Raw genomic sequence first — 22,411 nt, 5'->3', positions numbered from 1 at the left:
GTCGCGATATGTCTGACCCAGATATAGTCTGGTGGCGATGAATCGCTCCTGGCACTGGTTGGTCGTGGAGTCGCCCCGACCGCGGTGGGTCGCCACCTGGGCCGGTGCGCCCTGGCTCGCCGTGGCCACGGTGTGCCTGGGCGCGTTCCTCGGGCAGTTCGACGCGAGCGTCGTCACACTCGCCCTGCCCGCATTGCGGGACGACTTCGGCGCGTCGCCGCAGTGGGTGTCGCTGGCCTACCTGCTGACGCTGGCCGCGTTCGTCGCGCCGATCGGCAAGTGGTCGGACCGGCGCGGGCGCAAGCTCGTGTACCTGTACGGGTTCTTGGTGTTCACCGGCGCGTCGGCGGCGTGCGCGGTGGCGCGGGACCTGGACGTGCTGATCGCGTTCCGGGTGGTGCAGGCGCTGGGCGCGGCGATGTTGCAGGCCAACAGCGTGGCGCTGGTGGTGGCGGCGGTGCCGCGCGAGCGGATGCGCCGGGCGCTGGGTGTGCAGGCCACCGCGCAGGCGTTGGGGCTGGCGCTCGGGCCGACGGTCGGCGGCCTGCTGGTCGAGGCGTTCGGGTGGCAGTGGGTGTTCGCGATCAACGTGCCCGTCGGGGCGCTCGCCCTGCTGGCGGGCCACTTCCTGCTGCCGCGCACCCGTGAGCGCGGCGCCGGGCCGGTCGACGGGGTCGCCGTCGTGCTGCTCGCCACGGCCACCACCGCGCTGCTGCTGGTGCTGTCCGGCGCGAGCCCGTTCCTGCTGCTGCTCGCGATCCCGGCCGGCCTCGGCTACGTGTGGCGCGAGCCGCTGGTGCGCCGGGTCAAGCGCGGGCTGCTGGGCGCGACGTGCGGGTACCTGGTGCTGTTCGGGCCGCTGGTCCTGGTGCCGCTCACGTCCGACCGCGGCCCGTTCGCGACCGGGCTGCTGCTCACCGCGCTGCCGGTCGGGTTCGCGCTCGGCGCGGCGCTGCCCTGGAAGCCCGCCCGCACCGGCGCGGCGCTGGCCACGGCGGCGTGCGCGGCGCTGGCGTGGCAGGTCCACCCGGTCGCCCTGGTCGCGTTGGGCCTGGGGCTCGGCCTGTTCACACCGGCCAACAACGCGGCCGTCCTCAGCGCCCTCCCACGGGGTGACGCCGGATCGGGTGGCGGACTGGTGAACCTCGCGAGAGCCCTCGGCACCGCGTTCGGCGTGGCCGTGCCGATCTTCGTGCACGAACACCTCGGGACGCGGGTTTCCTTCGCCGCACTGGCGGTGATCGCCCTGCTGGCGGCCTGTACGCCGATCGGGGACAAGCGGTCGCGGCCCCTGCCCACGGCACCTGGGGATCAGTAGTCTCGCCCCGCCGGGGCGCGGGGTCCCGGTGGACGCACACACGGGTGAGGGAGCGGTGGCGGATCGGCTGAGCTGGGTCCCGGACGACGTCGACACCGCGCTGCCCAGCGCCGCGCGCCTCTACGACTACCTGCTCGGCGGCGGCCACAACTTCGCGGCCGACCGCGAGCTCGCGGAGAGGTTCCTGCTCGCCCAGCCCAACGGCCGCACCATCGCCCGCCTCAACCGGGCGTTCCTGCGCCGCGCCGTGCTGCACCTGGTCGACGCCGGCGTGCGGCAGTTCCTCGACCTGGGTTCCGGCATCCCGACCGTCGGCAACGTGCACGAGATCGCCCAGCGGGCCGCACCCGGCGCCCGCGTCGTCTACGTGGACTTCGAGGACGTCGCGGTCGCGCACAGCCGGATGATCCTCGGGGACGACGACCGGTCCACCGTGGTCCAGCAGGACCTGACGGAGCCGGACGCGGTGCTCGCGGAGGTCCGCGCCACCGGCCTGCTCGACTTCACCGAGCCGGTCGGCGTGCTCGCCGTGGGGGTGTTCCACTTCGTGCCGCCCGGGAGCGACCCGGCGGGCGTGGTCGCCGCGTACCGCGACGCCGTCGTGCCGGGCAGCTACCTGGCGCTGTCCCAGTTCACCTCCGACCTCCAGCCCGAGGAGATGGCCGGGATCGAGGCCGTGATGCGCGACAGCGCGAACCCGATGTACTCCCGCACCCGCGCCGAGATCACCGCCCTGTTCGACGGCTTCGAGCTGGTCGAACCCGGCGTGGTGCCGCTGCCGCTGTGGCGGCCGGAGGAAGGCGCCGCCGAGGAGGACGCGGACCGGTCGGGGATCCTCGCCGGGGTGGGCCGCAGGACGTGAGCGACACCTCGCCACCACCCAGGAGCCGGCGGCAGGACATCGCACGCGAGTGGATGCGCGCCGTCTACCCGACCGCGTACGTGCCGATGTCGCCGGTCGAGATCGAGCTGTTCCTGCTCGACCTCGTCCACGTGATCGCGGACGCGATCCAGGCCGAGCCGTTCACCGTCGAGCCGGTCGGCGCGGTCGGTGAGCGGCTGGTCCGGGCCCACTTCACCGGTCCGGAGACGGTGCAGCGCACGGTGGGCGTCCTCGGGCACGCCCTGCTGTTCACCCCCGAGCTGCAGGACGTGCCGCGGCTGGCGGAGAAGGTCGTCGCCATCCTGGGCAGCGTGAGCGCGAGCTTCGCCACGGCGATGCGGATCGACGCGTTCGACCAGCAGGAGGAGCTCCAGCGCGCGCTCATGCTGGCCAAGCTGCGCGCCGAACGGGTGCTGGAGGTCAGCGAGGCCCGGTTCCGCGAGGTGTTCGACTCCTCCGCGTTCGGCATCGCGATCACCGACCTGCGCGGCGAGTGCGTCCAGGCGAACGGCGCGCTGGCCGAGATGGTCGGCCGCGACCAAACCGAGCTGACCGGTCGTCGGCTGCTCGACCTGGTCGACCCGGCCGACCAGGAAGCGCTGGCGGCGACCTACCGGGCCATCGCCGAGGGCCGGCTGGAACGGGCCCGGGAGCAGCGGCTGCTGCTGCGCGAGGACGGCGAGCCGGTGTGGGCGCACCTGGCGGTGTCGTTGCTGCGGGACGCGGACGGCGAACCCGCGTACCACGTGACGATGGTCGAGGACGTCAGCGAACTGCACCTGCTGCGCAAGAACCTGGACTTCCAGCTGCTGCACGACTCGCTCACCGGCCTGTCCAACCGGCCGCGGTTCGCCGCCCGGCTGGAGGCGCTGCACGGCACGTCACGCGACGGCATCACGCTCTACCACCTGGACCTGGACGGGTTCTCGGTGGTGAACAACGGGCTGGGGCACGCGGTCGGGGACCGGCTGCTCACCGAGGTCGGCCGCCGGCTCGAAGCGCTGGTGGCGGACGAGAGCGCGGTCGTCGCGCGGCTGGGCGGGGACGAGTTCGCCATCGTGGTGGACAACTCGCCGTCCACGCCGACCGTGCCCGCCATGGTCGAGCGGATCAACGAGGCGCTGCGGCGGCCGGCGGAGGGCGGCGTGGCCGTGTCCGCCGCCATCGGCGTGGTCGACCGGCCACCGGCGGCCTGGGACGCGGCCGAGGTGCTGCGCGCCGCCGACGCGACCGTGCGCCGGGCCAAGGCGTCCGGCAAGCAGCAGTGGCTGCCCTACGACCGGTACGCCGACCAGCGGTTCCGGGAACGGCAGGCGCGGGCCGCGCGGATGCCCGGCGCGCTGGTCGACGGCGAGATCGAGGTCGAGTACCAGCCCGTGCTCGACCTGGCCGACCGGCGGGTGCTCGGGCACGTGGCCCGGCTGCGCTGGGAGGGGGCCGGGCACGAGGAGTGCACGGACCTGGCCGAGGCGACCGGGCTCTCCCTGGCGCTGGGCCAGTGGGCGCTGCGCGAGGCGGCGGCCGACGCGGTCCGGGCGTCCGGGTCCGACCCGACCGCGCCCGGCGACTTCGGGGCGCTGTACTTCGAGCTGTCGCCCATGCAGTCGCGCGACGAGGACCTGGTGCGCACGGTGAAGCGGACGCTGGACGAGACCGGGTTGCCCGAGTCCCGGCTGCGGATCTTCCTGGACACCCGGTCGATGCTCGACGGCGCGGGCGAGGACAACGCGCAGGTGCTGCACGACAACGGGATCGGCACCGGCCTGGCCCGGTTCAACGGCGGGCAGGCGGAGCTGTCGCTGCTCACCGACCTGCCGGTGGACGCGCTGGTGCTCGAACCGTCGGTGGTGCGCAGGCTCGCGGAGCGGCCGGAGTCGTTCCTGCACCGGGGGATGGCGGGGATGGTGGGGCTGATCCGGTCGTCCGGGGTGTCCGTGCTGGTGCCCGACCTGTCCACCGAGGGCCGGGTGGCGTGGTGGACGGGCACCGAGGCGGACGCCGCGTTCGGCGACCACCTCGCGCCCGCCGTGCCGGGGTACGAGCTGTCCGGCGCCTAGACCTGCTTCACCGCCGCCAGCAGCTTGGTCAGCGACTCCTTGGCGTCACCGAACAGCATGGTCGTCTTCGGGTTGTAGAGCAGGCTGTTGTCCACGCCCGCGAAGCCGGGCCGCATCGAGCGCTTCATGAACACCACGGCCTTCGCCCGGTCCACGTCGAAGATCGGCATGCCGTAGATGGGGCTGCTCGGCTCGTCCCGCGCGCCCGGGTTGACCACGTCGTTCGCGCCGACGACCAGCACCACGTCGACGCTGCCGATGCCGGGGTTGACGTCGTCGAGCTCCTTGAGGTGCTCGTACGGCACGTCCGCCTCGGCCAGCAGCACGTTCATGTGGCCCGGCATCCGGCCCGCGACGGGGTGGATGCCGTAGTGCACCGTGATCCCGCGCTGCTCCAGCACCTGCGCCAGCTCCCGCGCCGCGTGCTGCCCCTGGGCCACGGCCAGGCCGTAACCGGGGACGACGAGGACGGAGTGCGCGTAGCCGAGCAGGATCGCGACGTCCTCGACCGTGCCGGAGCGGACGGTGCGCTGCTCGTCGGTGTGCGCGGCGACCGCCGTGGCCTGGAACGCGCCGAACAGGATGTTGGTCAGCGGTCGGCCCATGGCCTGCGCCATCAGCCGGGTCAGGATCGTGCCGGACGCGCCGACGAGCGTGCCGGAGACGATCAGCAGGGTGTTGGCCAGCACGTAACCGGACGCCGCGACGGCCAGGCCGGTGAACGCGTTGAGCAGCGAGATCGCGATCGGCACGTCCGCGCCGCCCACCGGCAGCACGAACAGCGCGCCGAGCGCGAGACCGGCCAGCGCCAGCAGCACCAGCAGCGTGCTGCTGCCGGTGAGCACGACGGCCAGCGCCAGCGCGGCGCTCACCGCGGCGACGCCGATGGCGAGGAACTGGCCCGCGGGCAGCAGCACCGGCCGGGTGGTCATGACCTCCTGGAGCTTGAGGAAGGTGACCACGCTGCCGGAGAAGCTGACCGAGCCGATCAGCACGGTGAGCACGGTGGCGACCTGGAACAGCACCGAGCCGTGCGGGACGGCCAGGAACTCGGTCAACGCCACCAGGGCCGCCGCCGCACCGCCGACGCCGTTGAACAGCGCCACCATCTGCGGGATGGCGGTCATCTTCACCGACCGCGCGGCCGGGATGCCCACGACCACGCCCGCCGCCACGGCGAGCAGGATGAGCAGTCCGTTGTGGACCGCGCCGTGCACGAACGCGGTGACCACGGCCAGCGCCATGCCCGCCGCGCCGAGCAGGTTGCCCGCGCGGGCGTACTTCGGCGTGCTCAGGCCCTTGAGCGCCAGCACGAAGCACAGCGCGGCGACGAGGTAGGCGAGCTGGACCCAGGTGGGGCTGCTCATCGTCCCGTCCCCTTGTGCCCGTTGGTCGCGCTCTTGACCTCGGCGGACGCCTTGGACGTCCGGTGGCCCTTGAACATCTCCAGCATCCGGTCGGTGACCACGAAGCCGCCCACCACGTTGACCGTGGCCAGGAAGACCGCGGCGAGGCCGAGCACGACCTCCAGCGGGCGCTCGGCGCGGCCGGTGATGAGGATGGCGCCGACCAGGATGACGCCGTGGATGGCGTTCGCGCCCGACATCAGCGGCGTGTGCAGGATCGTGGACACCTTCGACACGACCTCGAAGCCGACGAACACGGCCAGCACGAAGATCGTCAACAGGTCGATCACGGCAGCTCCCTCCTCAGCTCGCCCGCGTGCGTGAGGCAGCAGCCGGCCAGCACCTCGTCGGTGAGGTCGGGGACCACCCGGCCGTCCTTCGTCATCATCAGCAGGAGGTTCGCCACGTTGCGCGCGTAGAGCCTGCTGGCGTGCACCGGCATGGTGCTCGGCATGTTCTTCGCGCCGTAGACCAGCACCTCCCCGACCCAGGTCTCCTCGCCGGGGCTGCTCGCGGTGACGTTGCCACCGGACTCGGCGGCCAGGTCCACCACCACCGAACCGGGCGCCATCGACTTGAGCATGTCGTCGGTGACCAGCACGGGCGCCTTGCGGCCGGGGATGGCGGCGGTGGAGATCACCACGTCGGAGGCGGCGACCCGGTCCGCGATCAGCTCGCGCTGGCGTTCCAGGAACGTCTCCGACTGCGCCTCGGCGTAGACGCCCTGCTGGGTCTCCAGGTCCAGTTCCAGGAACCTCGCGCCGAGGCTGCGGACCTCGTCCCTGGCCGCCGCGCGGACGTCGTAGGCCTCGACGACCGCGCCGAGCCGCCGGGCCGTGGCGATGGCCTGGAGCCCGGCCACGCCCGCGCCGAGGACGAGCACCTTGGCGGGCGGGATGGTGCCCGCGGCCGTGGTGAACATGGGCAGGAACTTGGGCAGCCGGTTGGCCGCCTCGACCACCGCCCGGTAGCCCGCCACGAGGGCCTGCGAGGACAGGGCGTCGGCGGCCTGCGCCCGGGTCACCCTCGGTAGCAGGTCGAGGCTGAACGCGGTGACCTTGTTGGCCAGGAGCACCTCGATCAGCTCCCGTTCGCCGTGGGGCTGCAGGAAGCTGATCGTGATGTCGCCCTCCCGGAGGGCGGCGGCCTGCTCGGGTGTCGGCGGTTGGACGGAGACGACCACGTCGGACTGACCGGCCGGGTGGTCGGCGATGACGTTCGCACCGGCTGCGCGGTAGGCGGCGTCGGAGGCTCGGGCGTGTCGGCCCGCTCCGGCTTGCACGTCGACCGTGAGTCCGGCACCGATCAGCGTGGTCACCGTTTCCGGTAGACCTGCTACGCGGCGCTCGGCGGGCCGCGCCTCGACGGGTATGCCCACTCTCACGGAGAGTCACCCTAGACCGCTGAAGGTGATCTACGCCACACGTGTGCGTTCACGTTAACCGTACATACGTCTTGCTGAGACCCGACCGTGCTCGACGGGCGTCACTGGATGACCGGGCACACGCCCTCGGTGTCGCCGGCGAAGAAGTTCGGCACCAGCTCGCGCTTGTCGTAGTACCGGTGGAAGACGCTGGTGATGCCGCTGGACATCGGCGGCACGATCCACGTCCAGTCCGCCGGGCACGAGCGGCCCGCCGCCTCCTCCCTCTTGAGGTGGGTGAGGAACCGGTCGGACTCGGTGTGGTGGTCGGTGATGGTCACGCCCGCCACCGCGAACGAGTGCAGCACCGCGCGGTTCAGCTCGACCAGCACCCGGTCCTTCCACAGCGACTGCACCGACGAGGTGTCCAGGCCCATCCGCCTGCCCAGGTAGGGCAGCAGGTCGTACCGGTCGACGTCGGCGAAGTTGCGGGCCCCGATCTCGGTGCCCATGTACCAGCCGTTGAACGGCGCGGCCGGGTAGTCGATCCCGCCGATGCGCAGGCGCATGTTGCTGATCGCGGGCACGGCGTGCCAGCGCAGGCCCAGGTCGGCCAGCCACGGCAGCTCGGGGTGGCTGATCGACACCTCCAGCACCGCGTCGGCCGGCAGCTCGACCAGGCACGGTTCGGCGTCCTCCCGCTCCACGATCAGCGGCAGCACGTCGAACGGACCGCGGCGCGCGGGCGGGCGCCACCCCATGCCGATGGCCTTCGCGGTGAGCTCGACGTTGCGCCGGTCGCCCAGCACGCCGCCGTCCGAGCCGGGGTAGCCCGCGTAGCGGATCAGCTGCTCGTTGACGATCCTCGGCGCGGGCCGACCCGGCTCGTCGGGCGCGAACACGCTGATCACCGGGCGGACCTTGCCGCCGTTGGCGGCGAGCTTGAGGTGCTCGACGCACTCGTCCGCGATCTCCTTGGGGTCCTGCAGCTCGCGCAGGTCGCGGACCTTGAGGCTGCGCCAGTACAGCCGGCCGATGCACCGCGCGCTGTTGCGCCACGCGACCCGCGCGCCGAAGGTCAGCTCGTCGGGCGTGTGGCGGTAGGTGCCGGTGGCGGCGACCTCGGCGTGGACCTCGGCCAGGCGGTGCTCGACGGGGCCGAGCTCCGGGTTCTCGGAGTGGTGCAGTCGGATGAAGTCGTCGGCCTCCGCGAGGTCGACGGTGCTTCGACGCAGGGGAATGGCTTCAGCCGGGCACGAGGGGACGGGGGCCATGGCGGCACACCGTAGTTGGCCGTTCGCGGTTGGTGCACCGCCCCTCCGGGAAGCGCAGGGGTACTTGGACGGACAAATGGTGCCGGACAGTAAGTGCTTGATCGCGCAGAAGAGTGACACATCCAGGGAAAACGAGTGATATTGGATCGTTATCTGCTGGAATTACCGCAGTTACTTGTGATTTACCTCACAGGCTCATATTCCCCTATCGGGTGATAGTCGCGGCGGGGTCCAGGCCAGGAACTTCGCCATGCCGCGCACGGCGACACGGGCCGGGACCGCCCGCATCGCCGCGTCGCGCACCGCCACCGCGACCGGGTTCCGCAGCCTGTGCCCGACCCGCCCGAGCGCCCTGGACGCCCTGGCCATCGACTGCGTGCGCGGGCGGCGCTGCCGGTCGTACTCGGCCAGCGCGGTCGGCACGTCCGCGGCACGGGCGCACGCGGCGGCCAGCACCACGGCGTCCTCGATCGCCATGCACGCGCCTTGTCCCAGGTAGGGCGTCATGGCGTGGGCGGCGTCACCGAGCAGCGCCACCCGCCCGCTGACGTAGGTCGGCAACGGCGTGGCCAGCTCGTGGATGTCGTGCCGCAGCACGGTGTGCGGCGGCGTCGCGTCCAGCAGCGCGGTGATCGGGTCGTGCCAGCCGTCGACGAGCCCGCGCACCTCGGCCCACTCGTCGGCCGCGCGGGCGCCCGCAGGCGCGACGGTGGCCGCGTACCAGCAGACCCGGCCGTCGCCCAGCGGCAGCACGCCGAACTCCGTGCCGCGCCCGATCGTCTGGCTGATCCCGAGGTCCGCCGGGAACCGGGCCTCGGTCACGCTGCGCCACGCCGTCGTGCCCGCGTACACCGGTTGAGGCAACGACGGGAAGATCGCCTCCCGCAGGCGGCTGCGGATGCCGTCCGCCGCGACCACCAGGTCCGCGTCCAGGTCATCCGCCGACCGCACCTCGGTGTCCGTGACGAGGCAGTCGGCCGGCAGCGCCGACCGCAGCACCCGGTGCAGGTCCGCGCGGTGCACGGCGACCACGTGCTCCAGCTGCGACGCGTCCACGTGCGTCAGCGACCGCCCCCTCGGGTCGAGGATGCCACCGGCCACCCTGGGCGTGCCGATCCGCCGCACGTCGTCGGCCAGACCCAGCGCGTCCAGCGCCCGCATGGCGTTCGGCATCACGCCCACACCCGCGCCGACCTCACCGAACTCGGGCGCGCGTTCCAGCACGACGACCTCCCACCCGACCCGGCGCAACGCCACCGCGGCGGCGACCCCACCGAGGCCCCCACCCACCACGACCGCTCTCATCCCGGCTCCTTCTACAGCTGTAGATGCCCGTACTCTACAGCTGTAGAAGGAGGACGCACTGTGACGGACCGCATCGCCGCCCTCGCCGACGCGGCGATCCACGTGGTCGCCACGAGGGGGATGCGCGGGTTGACCCACCGCGCCGTGGACGCGCAGGCGGGCGTGCCCACCGGCTCCACGTCGGCCTACTTCCGCACCCGCAAGGCCCTGGTGGAAGGGCTCGTGCAGCGGCTGGCCGACCTGGAGACCGCCGAGGTCGACCAGGCGCGCGTGGACGTCCCGCTCGACCCGGACCTGCTCGCGGAGGCCCTGGCGCACGTGCTCGACCGGTGGATGACCACGGGCCGGGAGCGCACGCTGGCGCGGTACGCGTGCCTGTTGGAGGCGACCCACCACCCGGAGCTGCGCGGCATCCTGGCGCACGGCGAACGACCCCGCGCCCAGGCCCGGGAGCTGCTCGCGGCGCTCGGCGCGGAGGACCCGGAGCGGCAGAGCCGGGACCTGGTGGCATTCGTCGACGGCCTGCTGTTCGACCGGCTCGTCGGCGCCGGCGCGCTCGGCGCACCCGCCCCCGGCACCCCGGAGAACCGGGCCGAACTGGCCGACGCGGTGCGCGCGGCCCTGCGCGGCGTGCTCGGCCCGCGAGCGCCGGAGTCGAGTGGCACGCCCTCGCCGTAGTCGATCGCGGGTGATCGCGCCGACGTCACCGCCGATCCGACCGGCTGCGGTCCTCGGTGCCGGAGCCGGCAGGCGACCCGGAGGTGGCACGGCGGCCTGCCGCGCCACCCCTCCTCGCCTACGCGGACCGCTCGGAGCTGCCCAACCGCGGGAACGGGTCGGTCGAGAACACGACCTCCACCGGCACCTCGAAGTACTGCGCGATGCGCAGCGCCAGGTAGAGGCTGGGGCTGTACTCGCCCCGTTCGAGGTAGCCCACGGTCTGGTAGTGGATGCCCAACGCCTCGGAGAGCTGCCGACGTGACACACCCCGTTCCGCGCGCAGCATCGCGATCCGGTTGTAGACGCTTTCGCTCATCTCACCCTCTGCAACGCCGCCTGTCGGCGCTGCTCCATATCGGCTCCGGACTCCCGGCGGGCCATCCGACGCAGGATCGTAGGCGCAACCAGGAACCCGACCACCGCCCACACCCCCAGCACGCCGACCGCCTCCAGCACCCGCCAGGACCCGCCGATCTCCTCAGCCGCCGCCGCGTCCGGCAGCAGCGCCGCCCTGGCGCCGTGGCCCGCCCAGTAGATCGGGAACACCTGCGCCACGCCCTGCAACCACCCGGGCAGGGCGGTGATCGGGTAGAAGATCCCCGAGATCGCCACCAGGGCCATCATCGGCAGCATCGTGACGCTCACCGCGCCGGACGGGTTCTTGGTGATCGACCCGGCGATCGCGCCCCACGGCATCATCGACGCCATGCCGAGCAGCAGCACCCCGACCAGGCCGAGCACCCCGCCCACGCCCGCGTCGGCCGGCAGGCTCACCAGGAACAGGCCCGGCACCAGGACGACCAGCAGGCCCGTCACGCTGTCCAGCGACGTCTGCACGGCCCGGCCGACCAGGTAGCCGACCATGCCGTGCGGCACCGCCTTGGCGCGCAGCAGCGTGCCGTCCTCGCGGTTGACCGCGAGCTGACCGGCCGGCCCGACGAGGCTGCCGAACACCACCCCCATCCCGAGCATGCTCGGCAGGGTGAACGCGGCGAGCGGGATGCCGGAGACGTCGGCGGGCGAGTCGCGCTGGAACCACAGCACGGTCAGGAAGCCGACCGAGGTGAACAGGTTGTACCACTGGTCCGAGCTGCCCAGCGAGTGCCGGAACTCCCGCAGCCCGCGCTCCAGGCCGAGCCTGATGGCCTGCGCCTTCGTGTTCACAGGACCGCCACCTCCTCCGCGGTCGACCGGCTGCTCTCGTGCCGCTGCACGAGTGCCATGTAGGTGTCCTCCAACGTGCTGCGCCGCACCTCCAGCTCGGAGATGCCGGTCGCGTGCTGGCGGAACAGGTCGCGCACGAACGCCGTCGCGTCGTCGGTCGTGTGCACGTGCCGCAGGCCGTCGTGCGTCCAGCGGACCTCGGTCTTGGTCGCGACCTGGCGGCCGAGCGCGTCGGGGCTGCCGTCCGCGATGATCCGCCCGCCCGCGAGCACCAGGATGCGGTCGGCCAGCTTCTCCGCCTCGGCCAGGTCGTGCGTGGTGAGCAGGATCGTCATGCCCTCCAGGTCCGACAGCCGGTGCACCAGGTCGTGGAAGTCCCGGCGCGCGTGCGGGTCGAACCCGGCCGTCGGCTCGTCCAGGAACAGCAGGTCCGGCTTGCCGACGATGCCGATCGCCACGTCCAGCCGCCGCCGCTGGCCGCCGGAGAGCTTGTTGATCTTCCGGTCCGCGTGCTCGGTCAGGCCGACGGTCTCGATCAGCTCGTCGGTGTCGAACGGGCGCGGCTGCCGCGCCGTGGCGTACGGCGCGTAGTAGCGGCCGAGGTGGTGCAGCAGCTCGCGCACCTTCCAGCGGCCGTGGTCGCGCCAGGACTGCAGCACCACGCCCAACCGCGCCCGCCAGGCCTCGTCGCCCTCGGCCGGGTCGACGCCCAGCACCCGGACGTGGCCGTCGGAGGGCAGCCGGAAGCCCTCCAGGATCTCGATCGTCGTGGTCTTCCCGGCCCCGTTGGGCCCGAGCAGGGCCACCACCTCGCCCGGAGCCGCGGTGAAGTCGACGCCGTGCAGCACGTCCGTCGTGCCGTAGCGCATCCGCAGGTCGCGCACCTCGATGACCAAGGACCCCACCTCCCCCTCGTCAGAGTTCTCGGGCATTTTGTAGCACACCTGCTATCACTCGTACTAGAGACGTTCCCTTACGGCATATTTACTTCACGGCTTCGTGAAATTTCTGTACGTTGCGAAGTAGGTCCCTTAACGCACTGGGAGGTGTGCGAGATGACCGAAACGACGCTGTACACCGAGCTGCCCACCCAACGCAGCACGGCCTTCGACCCGCCCGCGGAGCTGGGGTTGCTCCGCGAGCGGAGGCCGATCGCCCGGATGAAGTTCCCCGACGGGCACCTGGGGTGGCTCGTCACCAGTTACGAGCTGGCCCGGGAGGTGCACGCGGACCGGCGGTTCAGCAGCCGGTCCGAGCTGCAGCACTCACCGCGCACGGTGGGTGGCCAGTCGGTCGGGAAACGACCACCGGCCAAACCCGGCATGTTCATCGCGATGGACGCGCCCCACCACACCAAGTACCGCAAGCTGCTGACCGGGCAGTTCACCGTGCGGCGGATGAACCAGCTCATGCCGCGGATCGAGCGGATCGTGGCCGACCACCTGGCCGCGATGCGCGCCGCCGGATCGCCCTCGGACCTGGTGGCGAACTTCGCGCTGCCGGTGCCGTCCCTGGTGATCTGCGAGCTGCTGGGGGTGCCCTACGAGGAGCGCGAGACGTTCCAGACGGACACGGCGAAGGCGCTGAGCCTGAACTCCTCCTTCGAGGACATCATGGCGGCGTTCGAGCGGCTGGAGGAGTTCGTGCTCCGGCTGGCGCGGCGCAAGCACGTCGAACCGGGCGACGACATGCTGACCGGGTTGATCGCGACCGGCGAGCTGACCGACGAGGAAGTCGCCAACATGGGGCTCCTGCTGCTCATCGCCGGACACGAGACCACGGCGAACATGCTGGGCATCGGCACCCTGCTGCTCCTCCAGCGCCCGGACCAGCTGGCAGCGCTGCGGGCGGACCCGTCGTTGGTGGACAACGCGGTCGAGGAGCTGATGCGCTACCTGTCGATCCTCCAGTTCGGCACGCTGCGCACCGCGCTGGAGGACGTGGAGATCGGCGGCGTCGTGGTCGGGGCCGGTGAGTCGGTCTCGATCTCCGTCGCGGCCGCGAACCGGGACCCGGCGCGGTTCGAGCGGCCGGACGAGTTCGACGTGCACCGGTCCGCAGCCGGGCACATCGGGTTCGGCCACGGCGTGCACCAGTGCCTCGGGCAGCAGTTGGCCAGGATCGAGATGAGGGTCGGGTTCAGCGCGTTGTTCCGGGAGTTCCCGGACCTGCGGCTCGCGGTGCCCGCCGAGGAGGTGCGGATGCGGACGGACATGGCCATCTACGGGGTCCACGAGCTGCCGGTGGAGTTCTCGTGAGGGTCGAGGTCGATCAGGAGCGGTGCGCGGGGGCGGGGATGTGCGCGTTGACCGACCCCGAGGTGTTCGACCAGGACGAGGTGGACGGGACGGTCGTGCTGCTGGAGCCGTCCCCCTCCGGTGAGCACCGGAGGACAGCGCGCGAAGCGGCGCACCTGTGCCCGGCCGGCGCCATCCGCGTCGTGGAGTGACGGGGGCTGCCGGGGCCGTCCGCAGGGCGGTCCCGGCGGTGGCCGTCGCCCGCGCGGAGGCGGCCGTGGAAGGTCGGCTGAGCGGCTCAGAAGCTCAGAGGGAGAGGTGCACGCGCAGGGCGTCGTCGAGCTGCTTGAGCACCGCCGGCGGGCACCCGCCGATCCGGGCGCGGAGCCTGACCGCGGCGACCGTGCGCACCTGCTCGGCCTGGGCCTTGGAGTCCGAGCCGAGCCCGCAGTCCTTGGCGGGCAGCAGCACCTGGAACGGGTACACCTTCGTGGTGTTCGAGGTGATCGGCACGACCGTCACCACACCCCGGCCGCCCCGTCCGGCGGCCCGGTTCGCCGCGTCGTTGCTCACGACCACGGCCGGGCGGACCTTGTTGGCCTCGGCGCCCTGCACCGGCTCCAGGTCCACCCAGTAGATGTCACCTCGCCGCATCGAGGACACCGTCCGGCGCGGTCACGTCCCACATGTCGGCGTCCCCTCCGGCTTCCCACTCTTCCCACGCGCTCGCGTAGGCGTTCTCCAGACCCGCCTCGCGCAACATGGTGATCGCCTGGTGGATCACCGACGATCGTGAGGCGCTCCGGTGTTGCCGCAGGTAGCGATCAACGAACTCTACGTCCTCCTCGGGGAGGCTCACACTGATTTTCATACCGCCGATGCTACCTCCGGTGCTACCGGGCAGCCACCGCCCGCGGCCGGCCGTCGGCGGACTCGCGACGGGGCGGGCCATTGCGTCCGTCCACCTCAGGCGCGTGGAGGTGGAACCGCAATGCCCGCCCCGGTGGCGCAGGGTGGGAAGAGGTGCCGTTCACCGCGGCACCCGTCTGGTCAGGCGTCAGTCCACCTCGATCTCGTGGATGGCGGGCACGACGTTCTCACCGATGGTCTGGAGCATGTCGTCGTAGTCGGTGAAGGTGTTGATGCGCAGGATGATGTGCCGGCAACCCGCCTCGATGAACTCGCGCAGGTGCTCGACCAGGCCCTTCTCCGTGCCACCGAAGTAGTTCTGGTAGTTCGACATGGTGGACTGGGGCAGCTGGTAGTACCGCGTGGTGTACTCGTTCAGCGCCGCTTCGCCGGACGCGGTGTCCTGACCGATGTTGACGTTGATGTACATCGTCGGGCGGATGTCGTCGGGGTTGCGGCCGAAGCTCACGGCGTGCTCCCGGATCTGCGTCAACGACTGCCGGTAGCCCTCGGCGTCGATGTGCACCGGCATCCAGCCGTCGTACATCTCGGCCGTGCGCCGCACCGCCTTCGGCTTGCCGTTGCTGGCCAGGTAGATGTCGGGGCCGCCCGGGGTCTTCCCCAGGCCCTGCTGGCGCAGCTCGTTCAGGTTGTAGTACTGGCCCTTCAGGTCGCCGTCGCGACCTTCCCACACCGTCTTGAACGCCCGGATCATCTCGTCGACGCGGGTGATGCGCTCGGTGTAGGTCATCGGGACCAGGTCGCTCTCGTTGTTCACCGGGAGCGGCTCGCCCATGCCGAGGCCCATCTTCAGGCGACCGTTGCTGAGCTGGTCCAACGTCGTGATCGCGTGCGCCAGCGCCTTCGGCTCCCGCAGCACGGCCGTCAGCGCCGCCGTGCCGATGGTGACGTCCTTGGTCACCATCGAGATCGCACCCAGAAGTGACAGCGGCTCCAGGCGAGGCCGGGTGACGAAGGAGTCACCGACCCACACCGAGTCGAACCCGAGTTCCTCCACCTTCTTCGCAAGGCTGATCAGCGGAGCCGCCGCGTCGGTCGGGTACAACATCGAGTACTCACGGACCGGCAGCGCGACACCAATTTCTGGGCTCACACTGGTCTCCTCTCAAAAGAACTTGCGGAATTAACCACGCCACATGTCCACCAATTTTTAGCACAGGCCCCGGACGGGTCGCTTCTTCTCGCATGCCCTTCACCGGGACCTGACAAATAGTCACGGACGCCGACCTGCGCGTGGCCGGCGTCCGTGACTATTTGATGTGCTTATTACTGCCAGTGCTGTTGTTGATCGGTGTTACGCCTTCTCGCCCTGGGCGACCGGGGCGGCGGGCGCCGCGGGGGCACCGGCGGCCGGAGCACCCGCACCCGCGTTCGGGGCACCCGGGGCCCCGGCCGGGGGCGCCGGCTTGCGGCTCGGCATGGCCAGACCGATCAGCATGCCGATGAACGCGAGGATGGCGACCGCGGTCATCGAGGCGGAGAAGCCGTCCGCGAACTCGCGCGAGGTCGCGTAGCCGCCGACCGCGCCGAAGACCGCGACCGACACCGAGGTGCCGAACACGCCACCGAACATGCGCAGCATCATGAAGACGCCGGACGCCTGGCCGATCTGCTGCGGCTGCACCGCGGAGACGACCATCTTCTGCGCCGCGGGCATCGCACCGGTGATGCCGGCCGAGCCGATGATCAGCGCGGGCAGGATCTCCAGGTAGCTGGTGTCGGTGTCGACCACGAAGGCGATCCACGCCATGCTGATCGCCTGCAGGAACAGACCGCCGACGACGAACTTCCGCTCACCGACCTTGTCGACGAGACGACCCGCGATCGGCGCCATCACCATGAGCGTGCCGGTCCACGGCATGAGCATGAGGCCGGCGACGAGCGGGCCGTGACCCTTGACCAGCTGGAAGTACTGGGCCAGGAAGAACATCGTGCCGTACAGCGAGGCGAACACCAGGAAGTTGGCCGGGTTGGCCGTGGAGAACGCGCGCAGCTTGAAGAAGGTCATCGGGACCATCGGCCGCGGGGTGCGCTTCTCGTAGAACACGAACGCGATCATCAGCACGATGCCGATCACGATCGAGGCGATGACCTCGACGCTGTTCCAACCCGCCGAGTTGCCGCGGACGAGCGCCCAGATGATGCCGAACGCGCCGAGCGTCACCAGGACGAGACCGCCCAGGTCGAGCTTGTTGTTCGGGCCGGTGCTCTCGTCGATCTTGCGGCTCGCCAGCAGGATCGCGACGATGCCGATCGGCAGGTTCAGCCAGAAGATCCACTGCCAGGCGAGACCCTGGGCGATCGCGCCGCCGATGAACGGGCCGCTCAGCGTGGCCAGACCGGTCAGGCCCAGGTAGAGGCCCATCGCCTTGCCGCGGACCTGCGGCGGGAAGACCGCGGTGATGAGGGTCAGCGACAGCGGCAGCACCATCGCGGCGCCCGCGCCCTGGAAAGCTCGTGCGATGATCAAGAACACGATGCTCGGGGAGAGCGCACACGCCACCGACGCCAGGGTGAACAGCGCCAGACCGGTGTTGAAGATCTTGCGCCGGCCGAACCGGTCACCCAGTGCCGCGCCGGTCAGCAGCAGCACCGCGAACGTCAGGTTGTAAGCGTTGACGACCCATTCGAGCTGCTCGATCGTCGCCGTCAGGTCGGCGCGGATCACCGTCAGCGTCGTCGTCACGACCAGGCTGTCCAGGGCCATCATGAAGGACGCCAGCGAGGCAAGGCCTAGGGTCCATGCCTGCTTGGACGTCATCCGTCCTGTTTCGGTACTCACCGTTCTCCTTCTGTTAAATCGTCAGTAATTGTGCAGGCGGATGCCGTGGAAGAATTCCACAGCCAGCCGATATTTCCAGGCATGACTCTTGGCATGCACTCCCTGGACGTGCTGTCGGATACCGGCGTCGGACTCGCAGTCAGGCGCTACCTGTCAGGCGCGTAGCGATCGTGGAAGTCCGAAGATGGGGAGGAGGGAATTGTCGTGGAATCGGGTCAGGCCGGTGATCCGTTCGCCGGTGAGGGTGAGCACCAGCACTCCGTGGGCGTGCAGGATCGGCGTCCGCGGGTCGCGCAGGTAGCAGCCGAAGGCCGGTTGGCCGTTGGCGCGCGTCGGGATCAGCACGTGGCGCATCCCGTCGCGCAGCGCCACCGTGGCCAGGAAGTGACGGATGTCGTCCAGTCCCTGGTACTCCAGCGGCAACGGCGGCATGGTCAGCCGCGCGTCGTTCGTCAGCAGGTCCACGATCGCGTTGACGTCACCGGCCTGGAACGCGCGGGTGAAGTCGTCGACGATCCGCCGTTCCTGCGGCGAGTTCGGCAGCGGTGCGCTCTCCCAGTCGGGGCCGGGCAGTTCCTGCGCCAGTGCGCCCCGGGCTCGTTTCAGCGCGCTCGTCACCGCGTTCTCGGTCGTGTCGAGGATGTTCGCCACCTCGGCGGCCCGGAAACCGAGCACGTCCCGCAGGACCAGCACGGCCCGCTGCTTCGGTGGCAGGTGCTGCAAGGCGGTCAGGAAGGCGAGCGAAACCGATTCCCTGACCTCGTACCGCGCCTCCGGACCCGGCATGTCGTCGGCGATCTCGTCGAGCAGCGCATCGGGGTACGGCTCCAGCCAGCTCGGCTCCGCGCGGCGGTGAGATGGCTCGGGCAACGGGACCTCCGGTTGGTAGGCCGCATATTCGTTCGGACGACGGGTGCCGGCCCGCAGTGCGTTGAGACAGCGGTTGGTGGCGATTCGGTAGAGCCACGTCCGCACCGACGCGCGCTCCTCGTACCCGCCGATACCGCGCCACGCCGCCAGCAACGTCTCCTGCAACAGGTCCTCGGCGTCCTGCACCGAGCCGAGGATGCGGTAGCAGTGCACCTGGAGTTCCCGTCGGTAGGGCTCGACGAGTCCGCGGAACGCCTCACCGTCGCCGCTCCGCGCCAGCGCGAGCAGATCCTCGGCCGAGCGCTGCGCACGGGCCGATGCGTCGGTTCCCCTTGCCGGCGGGATCCCTCGCATGGTGGCTCCTTCTTTGCTGTGGTCGCCGCCTCCGGACACGTGGCACGTGCCCCGGGGTGGCGTCGGACGGTGTTGCGTGCGGTGCTGCGCGAGCCTGACGTGCGACGGCGGGTGGTTCGGGGATCGACTCGGCGGTGGGCGGAGACGGGCTCTCGGATGGATGGACACCGCCGAAACCAAAAAGTGGTCGGTCGTCCCCGAGTTTTTCCGACGCGGTGTCTCACCACCACCGGTGACACCGCCGTCACCAGCGGTGATGCTGCCAACCACCACCCCGCCCCGCCCTCGAACGGCCGAACACAACTTCGGCCCGAAGCCCCTTGCCCCTGCCGCCCCTCCGGCCCTCACCCCGGCTTCGAGGCCCCCGCCCCCTCCCCCGACGCCGCCAGCACCCTCTTGATCGGACCAGGGGGCCAACGACGGCAGACGGACGTGCGCGAGCGGACCTTGCCGCTGTTGGCCTGACTGGTCGACGTGCTCGGGAGCGACGGGCGAGCGGACCGCTCGTGTCGACGCGGCGTGGACCTTGGCTTAAAAAGGATCTGTAAGACGATGGTGGAGTTTGCCGGACTAGCGCAGGCAGAGTTGCGAAAGGGCATGTTCGACCTTCAGCAAATCCCGCGCTTACCAGGGTCGATCGCGTCTTCGGCCCCCAGCGGGCTGGGATGAGAAACCCTGAATACACCTGCTCAGCGGGTGCGGCGGATCTCGCGGAGTTGCTCAAGGTACGACTCGGCCTCGGCTTCACCGGAGAACCGGTCGGCCAGGACGGTCGCCAGATCGCGGGAGACCATCGCCAAGGACGGCAGCGACTTCCGTCCGCCGGACAGCGCTTGACGGCCGAAGGTCACGGCTCCTTCCAGATCACCTTCGCGTGCCGCTGCCACGCCGAGCGTGATCCGTGCTTCCGCGATCCGCATGGGTGCGCGTTCGAACCCGTTGGAATCGGTAGCCGCGCGGATCACTTCGTCGGCCAACGCGCCGGCAAGCCGATCATCTCCGACGTGGCGGTAGCAGTCCATCGCGTAGAAGTCGAACTTCAACGGGTCCACCACGAAGTGGTTGTGGATGTTGTCGGGGTAGGGCATCGAGTCGAGCAGCACGCGCCCTCGCTCAAGAGCGCCTTCCATCTCCGCTTGCCGACCCATTCGTGCCCACGCTTTGGCTTCCTGTGCGATGAGTTGCACGCCGACTGAGCGGCGACCGGACGCGGTCTGGCCGGTCTGGGCAGCGGCAACGACACCTCGGTAGTCACCGGAGGTGAGCGCGAACCACGCCTTCATCTCGTGTGCCCACCCGAGGATGCCCGCGCTCCCCACCTCCTGGCCGAGGCTGAGCGCGGATCGACGCGTCGCTTCGGCGGCTCTGCGGTTGCCCATGTCGCACTCAAGGCAACCGACGAGCAAGGTCAACCAGCCGGCAAGTTCCAAGGAGTCCCTGCGCTGTCCGAAGCCGAGTCGCTGTTCCTGCATCCCGACGATTCGCCGCAACCACCGGCGGCCTTCCGCCACCAGCTCTTCAGGACTCCTGTGGGCGTACTCGGAGCACAAGCGGTCGACGGTGATCCGGAGCGCCTGCAAGGTGGCCTCGTCGATCGAGGATGCTCGCAGGCGAGACACGATCTCCGTGGTGTCCATGCCCGTCGCGTTGACGATCTCCAGCCCCGACCCGGCCCGGTTGTCGGGTGGGAACAGCGCCGCGGTGACGGCGTGGAGAGCTGCCGCGATGATCGGGGCGTAGTGAGGGCTCGGTTTGCTCTCGCCTCGCTCCCAAGCCTTCCACCGACGGACCAGGTGGGCTGGGTCCGGGAGAGCTTCGTCCGTGTGTCGGCGCATCTGCTCTGCCACATCGGACTCCGACCAGCCGCGGGCTTCCCGGAGTACTCGGATCCGCCGTGCCCAACCAGGGACGTCACCGCTCATGGTGGTTCCACCTCCCTGCGTCGTCATCGCCTCCAGCGAGTGTGTCGCCGGACGCGCGATGACGTCAGCCGCTACGGCGGTAATGCGCCCTCGTGACGGCGGCTAAGCGGTTCTGCTCGTGAAGCGGGGGGTTCGGTGTGGTGACGATCACGATCTTCATCATCGTCACCACACTTCACCAGGCGGAACGGTGGGGCGAGTGGGGTTCGAACCCACGACCTGACGGATTATGAGTCCGCTGCTCTGACCGGCTGAGCTACCGCCCCCTGACGTGCGGTTCCGGAGGGTACAGAGGGGGGTGCCCCCTCGTCTCGACAACCCGGGCGGCGTGACCAAGCTGTGCACTGGCGGACTACGGGGCTCCGAGGTCGGCAGGCCGGTAGCCCCGGGGGTAGCCCGGGTACGTGCGGTTCTTCGGGTCGTTGGTCAGGCGTGGGGTTTTGCGGGGCGGCAGCATGCGGACGGCGTGGGCGCGCAGGCGCAGGGCCAGGTCCGCGGCACGGGTCAGCCAGGGCGGCTGGGAGGGGAAGCCGAAGGCGGCCAGCATCCGGTCGTCGAGCATCGCCAGCACGGCCCTGGACGTCAGCGCCCGCGGCACGGGGTACCAGGAGCAGAACAGGTCCAGCGTGTACCGGCCGATCAGGCGGTTGGTGTCGCTGTAGGTGAAGTGCTCGTCCTCGTACTCGCGCTTGAACGCCAGGTACGACGAGTAGGTGGGCGGCAGCGCCTTGATGCCCATCCGGGCGCCGACGGCGGAGTAGAAGTGGAACGCGGCCAGTCGCTCGTGGTCGGTCAGGGGCCGCCAGCCGTACCGGGTGATCCACTCGATCGGGTCGAAGATGAACGTCGCCAGCACGTACCGCATGTCGTCGTTCGAGATGTCGTAACGCCCGTGCAGCCGGTTGACCACCCGCAGCGCCTCACGGCCGCGCGGCGAGTCGTAGCCGTGGTCGGCCAGCTCCGCCATCAGCAGCGCCGTGTCGTCGTACCGCTTCTGGGGCCGCCGCTCGAACTCGCCCGTCTTCGCCAGCAGCGCCGAGATGGACGGCACGCAGTAGGTCCGGAACAGGGCGAACTCCAAGGACCGCACGTAGTCCCACGGGAACTCGTACGCCGACGAGATGCGCACGATCTCCACGTGGTCGCGCTCGGGGTCCAGGGACGTGATCCGGCGGCGGTTGGCGAAGCGGTCGGCCATGCGGCCCAGCGTGCCGCAAGAAACCTGCTCAAGGGGGTGACATTCGGGTGACTCGCGGGTACCCGGACCCCATGAGACGACGAAACCCCAGGTCGACCGACCTGGGGTACCATCGCGCTCCCCCTACTGGATTCGAACCAGTAACCCTTCGATTAACAGTCGAATGCTCTGCCATTGAGCTAAGGGGGAATGTTCTGTTGTAGGCCGGGCCTCCCGGCCCGACAGGACGTAACTCTAGCGCATCCGGAACAGTGCTCGCGCACACCCCCCTCCCACTTCGGGTAGGAAGGGTGTGACCAGGCACGATCCCAGGAGAGGACACCTCATGAAGGGCATCCTGCTCGGCGCCGCTGTCGGCTACGTCCTAGGGGCGCGCGCCGGACGCAAGCGCTACGACCAGATCGTGCGCGCCTACCGCGTGCTGGCCGACCACCCGGCGGTCCAGGGCGCGGCGGGCATCGTCCGGGCCAAGGTGGGCGAGAAGACCGGGTTCGGGCGGCACCAGCCGAACGCCAACGGCCACCGGCGCGATCCCGTGATCCCGCGCGCCCACTAGAGCGCCGCCGGAGAGCGACGCGGACGCCGCGGGCCCCCCCCCCCGCGGGGCGGCGGCGGCGCGGGCCGCCCC

General features: G+C 70.6%; 22 protein-coding genes and 2 tRNA genes. 7 read left to right on the top strand and 17 right to left on the bottom strand.

All coding sequences use genetic code 11. The annotated features are described in order from the left end of the window. The first annotated feature begins 37 nt into the window (after positions 1-37). Genes AB0G02_RS06650 through AB0G02_RS06640 form a run of 3 tightly spaced genes read left to right on the top strand, consistent with a single transcriptional unit; the run spans position 38 to position 4,258 of the window. A complete protein-coding gene (locus tag AB0G02_RS06650) occupies positions 38-1,318 on the top strand; it encodes an MFS transporter (RefSeq protein ID WP_360790336.1) in 1,281 nt (426 codons plus the stop codon). A 55-nt stretch (positions 1,319-1,373) separates the two neighbouring features. Continuing rightward, positions 1,374-2,180, top strand: a complete 807-nt coding sequence (locus AB0G02_RS06645; protein ID WP_360790333.1) for an SAM-dependent methyltransferase — start codon at positions 1,374-1,376, stop codon at positions 2,178-2,180. After that, positions 2,177-4,258, top strand: a complete 2,082-nt coding sequence (locus AB0G02_RS06640; protein WP_360790330.1) for a diguanylate cyclase — start codon at positions 2,177-2,179, stop codon at positions 4,256-4,258. The genes AB0G02_RS06645 and AB0G02_RS06640 overlap by 4 nt, the downstream gene beginning before the upstream one ends. Here AB0G02_RS06640 and AB0G02_RS06635 read toward each other — a convergent pair. From AB0G02_RS06635 to AB0G02_RS06615, 5 genes are all read right to left on the bottom strand, one after another. Beyond that, on the bottom strand, positions 4,255-5,625 hold the full coding sequence (locus tag AB0G02_RS06635) for an NAD(P)(+) transhydrogenase (Re/Si-specific) subunit beta (protein ID WP_360790327.1): 1,371 nt from the start codon (positions 5,623-5,625) through the stop codon (positions 4,255-4,257). The two genes, AB0G02_RS06640 and AB0G02_RS06635, sit on opposite strands and share 4 nt — an antisense overlap. Next, positions 5,622-5,993, bottom strand: coding sequence for an NAD(P) transhydrogenase subunit alpha (locus AB0G02_RS06630; protein WP_360790367.1), 372 nt, complete (start codon positions 5,991-5,993; stop codon positions 5,622-5,624). Before AB0G02_RS06630 ends, AB0G02_RS06635 begins: the two co-directional genes overlap by 4 nt. Next, complete coding sequence (locus AB0G02_RS06625; protein ID WP_360790324.1) at positions 5,951-7,048, bottom strand: Re/Si-specific NAD(P)(+) transhydrogenase subunit alpha; 1,098 nt, start codon at positions 7,046-7,048, stop codon at positions 5,951-5,953. Before AB0G02_RS06625 ends, AB0G02_RS06630 begins: the two co-directional genes overlap by 43 nt. Before the next feature lie 101 nt (positions 7,049-7,149). Then, on the bottom strand, positions 7,150-8,301 hold the full coding sequence (locus AB0G02_RS06620; RefSeq protein ID WP_360790321.1) for a nitric oxide synthase oxygenase: 1,152 nt from the start codon (positions 8,299-8,301) through the stop codon (positions 7,150-7,152). A 195-nt stretch (positions 8,302-8,496) separates the two neighbouring features. Then, entirely contained in the window at positions 8,497-9,606 is a 1,110-nt protein-coding gene (locus tag AB0G02_RS06615) for an FAD-dependent monooxygenase (RefSeq protein ID WP_360790318.1), read from the bottom strand. A gap of 60 nt (positions 9,607-9,666) precedes the next feature. On the opposite strand from AB0G02_RS06615, the gene AB0G02_RS06610 reads away from it, so the two are divergent. After that, positions 9,667-10,284 (top strand): TetR/AcrR family transcriptional regulator, encoded by a 618-nt coding sequence (locus AB0G02_RS06610; protein WP_360790315.1) that lies wholly within the window; start codon positions 9,667-9,669, stop codon positions 10,282-10,284. Positions 10,285-10,402: 118 nt separating this feature from the next. Here the strand turns inward: AB0G02_RS06610 and AB0G02_RS06605 are convergent, their stop codons facing one another. The 3 genes from AB0G02_RS06605 to AB0G02_RS06595 are packed head-to-tail and all read right to left on the bottom strand — an operon-like array spanning position 10,403 to position 12,359. Then, a complete protein-coding gene (locus AB0G02_RS06605) occupies positions 10,403-10,642 on the bottom strand; it encodes a helix-turn-helix transcriptional regulator (protein ID WP_033437276.1) in 240 nt (79 codons plus the stop codon). Further along, positions 10,639-11,490: an ABC transporter permease gene (locus AB0G02_RS06600; protein ID WP_360790312.1), complete on the bottom strand. Its 852-nt coding sequence runs from the start codon at positions 11,488-11,490 to the stop codon at positions 10,639-10,641. Before AB0G02_RS06600 ends, AB0G02_RS06605 begins: the two co-directional genes overlap by 4 nt. Next, positions 11,487-12,359 carry an ABC transporter ATP-binding protein gene (locus tag AB0G02_RS06595; protein ID WP_360790364.1) on the bottom strand — a complete coding sequence of 291 codons (873 nt, stop codon included), beginning with the start codon at positions 12,357-12,359 and terminating at the stop codon, positions 11,487-11,489. Before AB0G02_RS06595 ends, AB0G02_RS06600 begins: the two co-directional genes overlap by 4 nt. A 186-nt stretch (positions 12,360-12,545) precedes the next feature. Between AB0G02_RS06595 and AB0G02_RS06590 the strand changes: the two genes are divergently transcribed. Continuing rightward, the gene (locus AB0G02_RS06590; protein WP_360790309.1) at positions 12,546-13,748 is read left to right on the top strand and encodes a cytochrome P450; all 1,203 of its coding nucleotides are present in this window, start codon (positions 12,546-12,548) and stop codon (positions 13,746-13,748) included. Continuing rightward, complete coding sequence (locus AB0G02_RS06585) at positions 13,745-13,939, top strand: ferredoxin (RefSeq protein ID WP_360790306.1); 195 nt, start codon at positions 13,745-13,747, stop codon at positions 13,937-13,939. Before AB0G02_RS06590 ends, AB0G02_RS06585 begins: the two co-directional genes overlap by 4 nt. 94 nt (positions 13,940-14,033) lie before the next feature. Here the strand turns inward: AB0G02_RS06585 and AB0G02_RS06580 are convergent, their stop codons facing one another. The 9 genes from AB0G02_RS06580 to AB0G02_RS06540 all read right to left on the bottom strand — a co-directional run bounded on the left by AB0G02_RS06580 (position 14,034) and on the right by AB0G02_RS06540 (position 21,972). Continuing rightward, on the bottom strand, positions 14,034-14,381 hold the full coding sequence (locus tag AB0G02_RS06580; RefSeq protein ID WP_360790303.1) for a type II toxin-antitoxin system PemK/MazF family toxin: 348 nt from the start codon (positions 14,379-14,381) through the stop codon (positions 14,034-14,036). Beyond that, on the bottom strand, positions 14,368-14,598 hold the full coding sequence (locus AB0G02_RS06575; protein WP_360790300.1) for an antitoxin: 231 nt from the start codon (positions 14,596-14,598) through the stop codon (positions 14,368-14,370). Before AB0G02_RS06575 ends, AB0G02_RS06580 begins: the two co-directional genes overlap by 14 nt. A gap of 186 nt (positions 14,599-14,784) precedes the next feature. Beyond that, a complete protein-coding gene (locus tag AB0G02_RS06570) occupies positions 14,785-15,750 on the bottom strand; it encodes an LLM class flavin-dependent oxidoreductase (protein ID WP_360790297.1) in 966 nt (321 codons plus the stop codon). 201 nt (positions 15,751-15,951) lie between these two features. Further along, the gene (locus tag AB0G02_RS06565) at positions 15,952-17,439 is read right to left on the bottom strand and encodes an MFS transporter (RefSeq protein WP_360790294.1); all 1,488 of its coding nucleotides are present in this window, start codon (positions 17,437-17,439) and stop codon (positions 15,952-15,954) included. Positions 17,440-17,592: 153 nt separating this feature from the next. After that, positions 17,593-18,663 carry a sigma-70 family RNA polymerase sigma factor gene (locus AB0G02_RS06560; RefSeq protein WP_360790291.1) on the bottom strand — a complete coding sequence of 357 codons (1,071 nt, stop codon included), beginning with the start codon at positions 18,661-18,663 and terminating at the stop codon, positions 17,593-17,595. Positions 18,664-19,352: 689 nt separating this feature from the next. Beyond that, a complete protein-coding gene (locus tag AB0G02_RS06555; protein WP_360790288.1) occupies positions 19,353-20,300 on the bottom strand; it encodes a hypothetical protein in 948 nt (315 codons plus the stop codon). A 476-nt stretch (positions 20,301-20,776) separates the two neighbouring features. Further along, positions 20,777-20,851 (bottom strand) — tRNA-Ile (locus tag AB0G02_RS06550). A gap of 86 nt (positions 20,852-20,937) precedes the next feature. Further along, positions 20,938-21,783, bottom strand: a complete 846-nt coding sequence (locus AB0G02_RS06545; protein ID WP_360790285.1) for an oxygenase MpaB family protein — start codon at positions 21,781-21,783, stop codon at positions 20,938-20,940. Between the two features lie 117 nt (positions 21,784-21,900). Continuing rightward, positions 21,901-21,972, bottom strand: a tRNA-Asn gene (locus AB0G02_RS06540). A gap of 136 nt (positions 21,973-22,108) precedes the next feature. Here AB0G02_RS06540 and AB0G02_RS06535 point away from each other — a divergent pair. Then, positions 22,109-22,339 (top strand): hypothetical protein, encoded by a 231-nt coding sequence (locus tag AB0G02_RS06535; protein WP_360790283.1) that lies wholly within the window; start codon positions 22,109-22,111, stop codon positions 22,337-22,339. The last annotated feature ends 72 nt before the right edge of the window (positions 22,340-22,411 follow it).

It is taken from the genome of Actinosynnema sp. NPDC023658 (genome assembly GCF_040639995.1).
Classification (GTDB): domain Bacteria; phylum Actinomycetota; class Actinomycetes; order Mycobacteriales; family Pseudonocardiaceae; genus Actinosynnema.
This window is presented reverse-complemented; position numbering and strand designations above follow the sequence as displayed.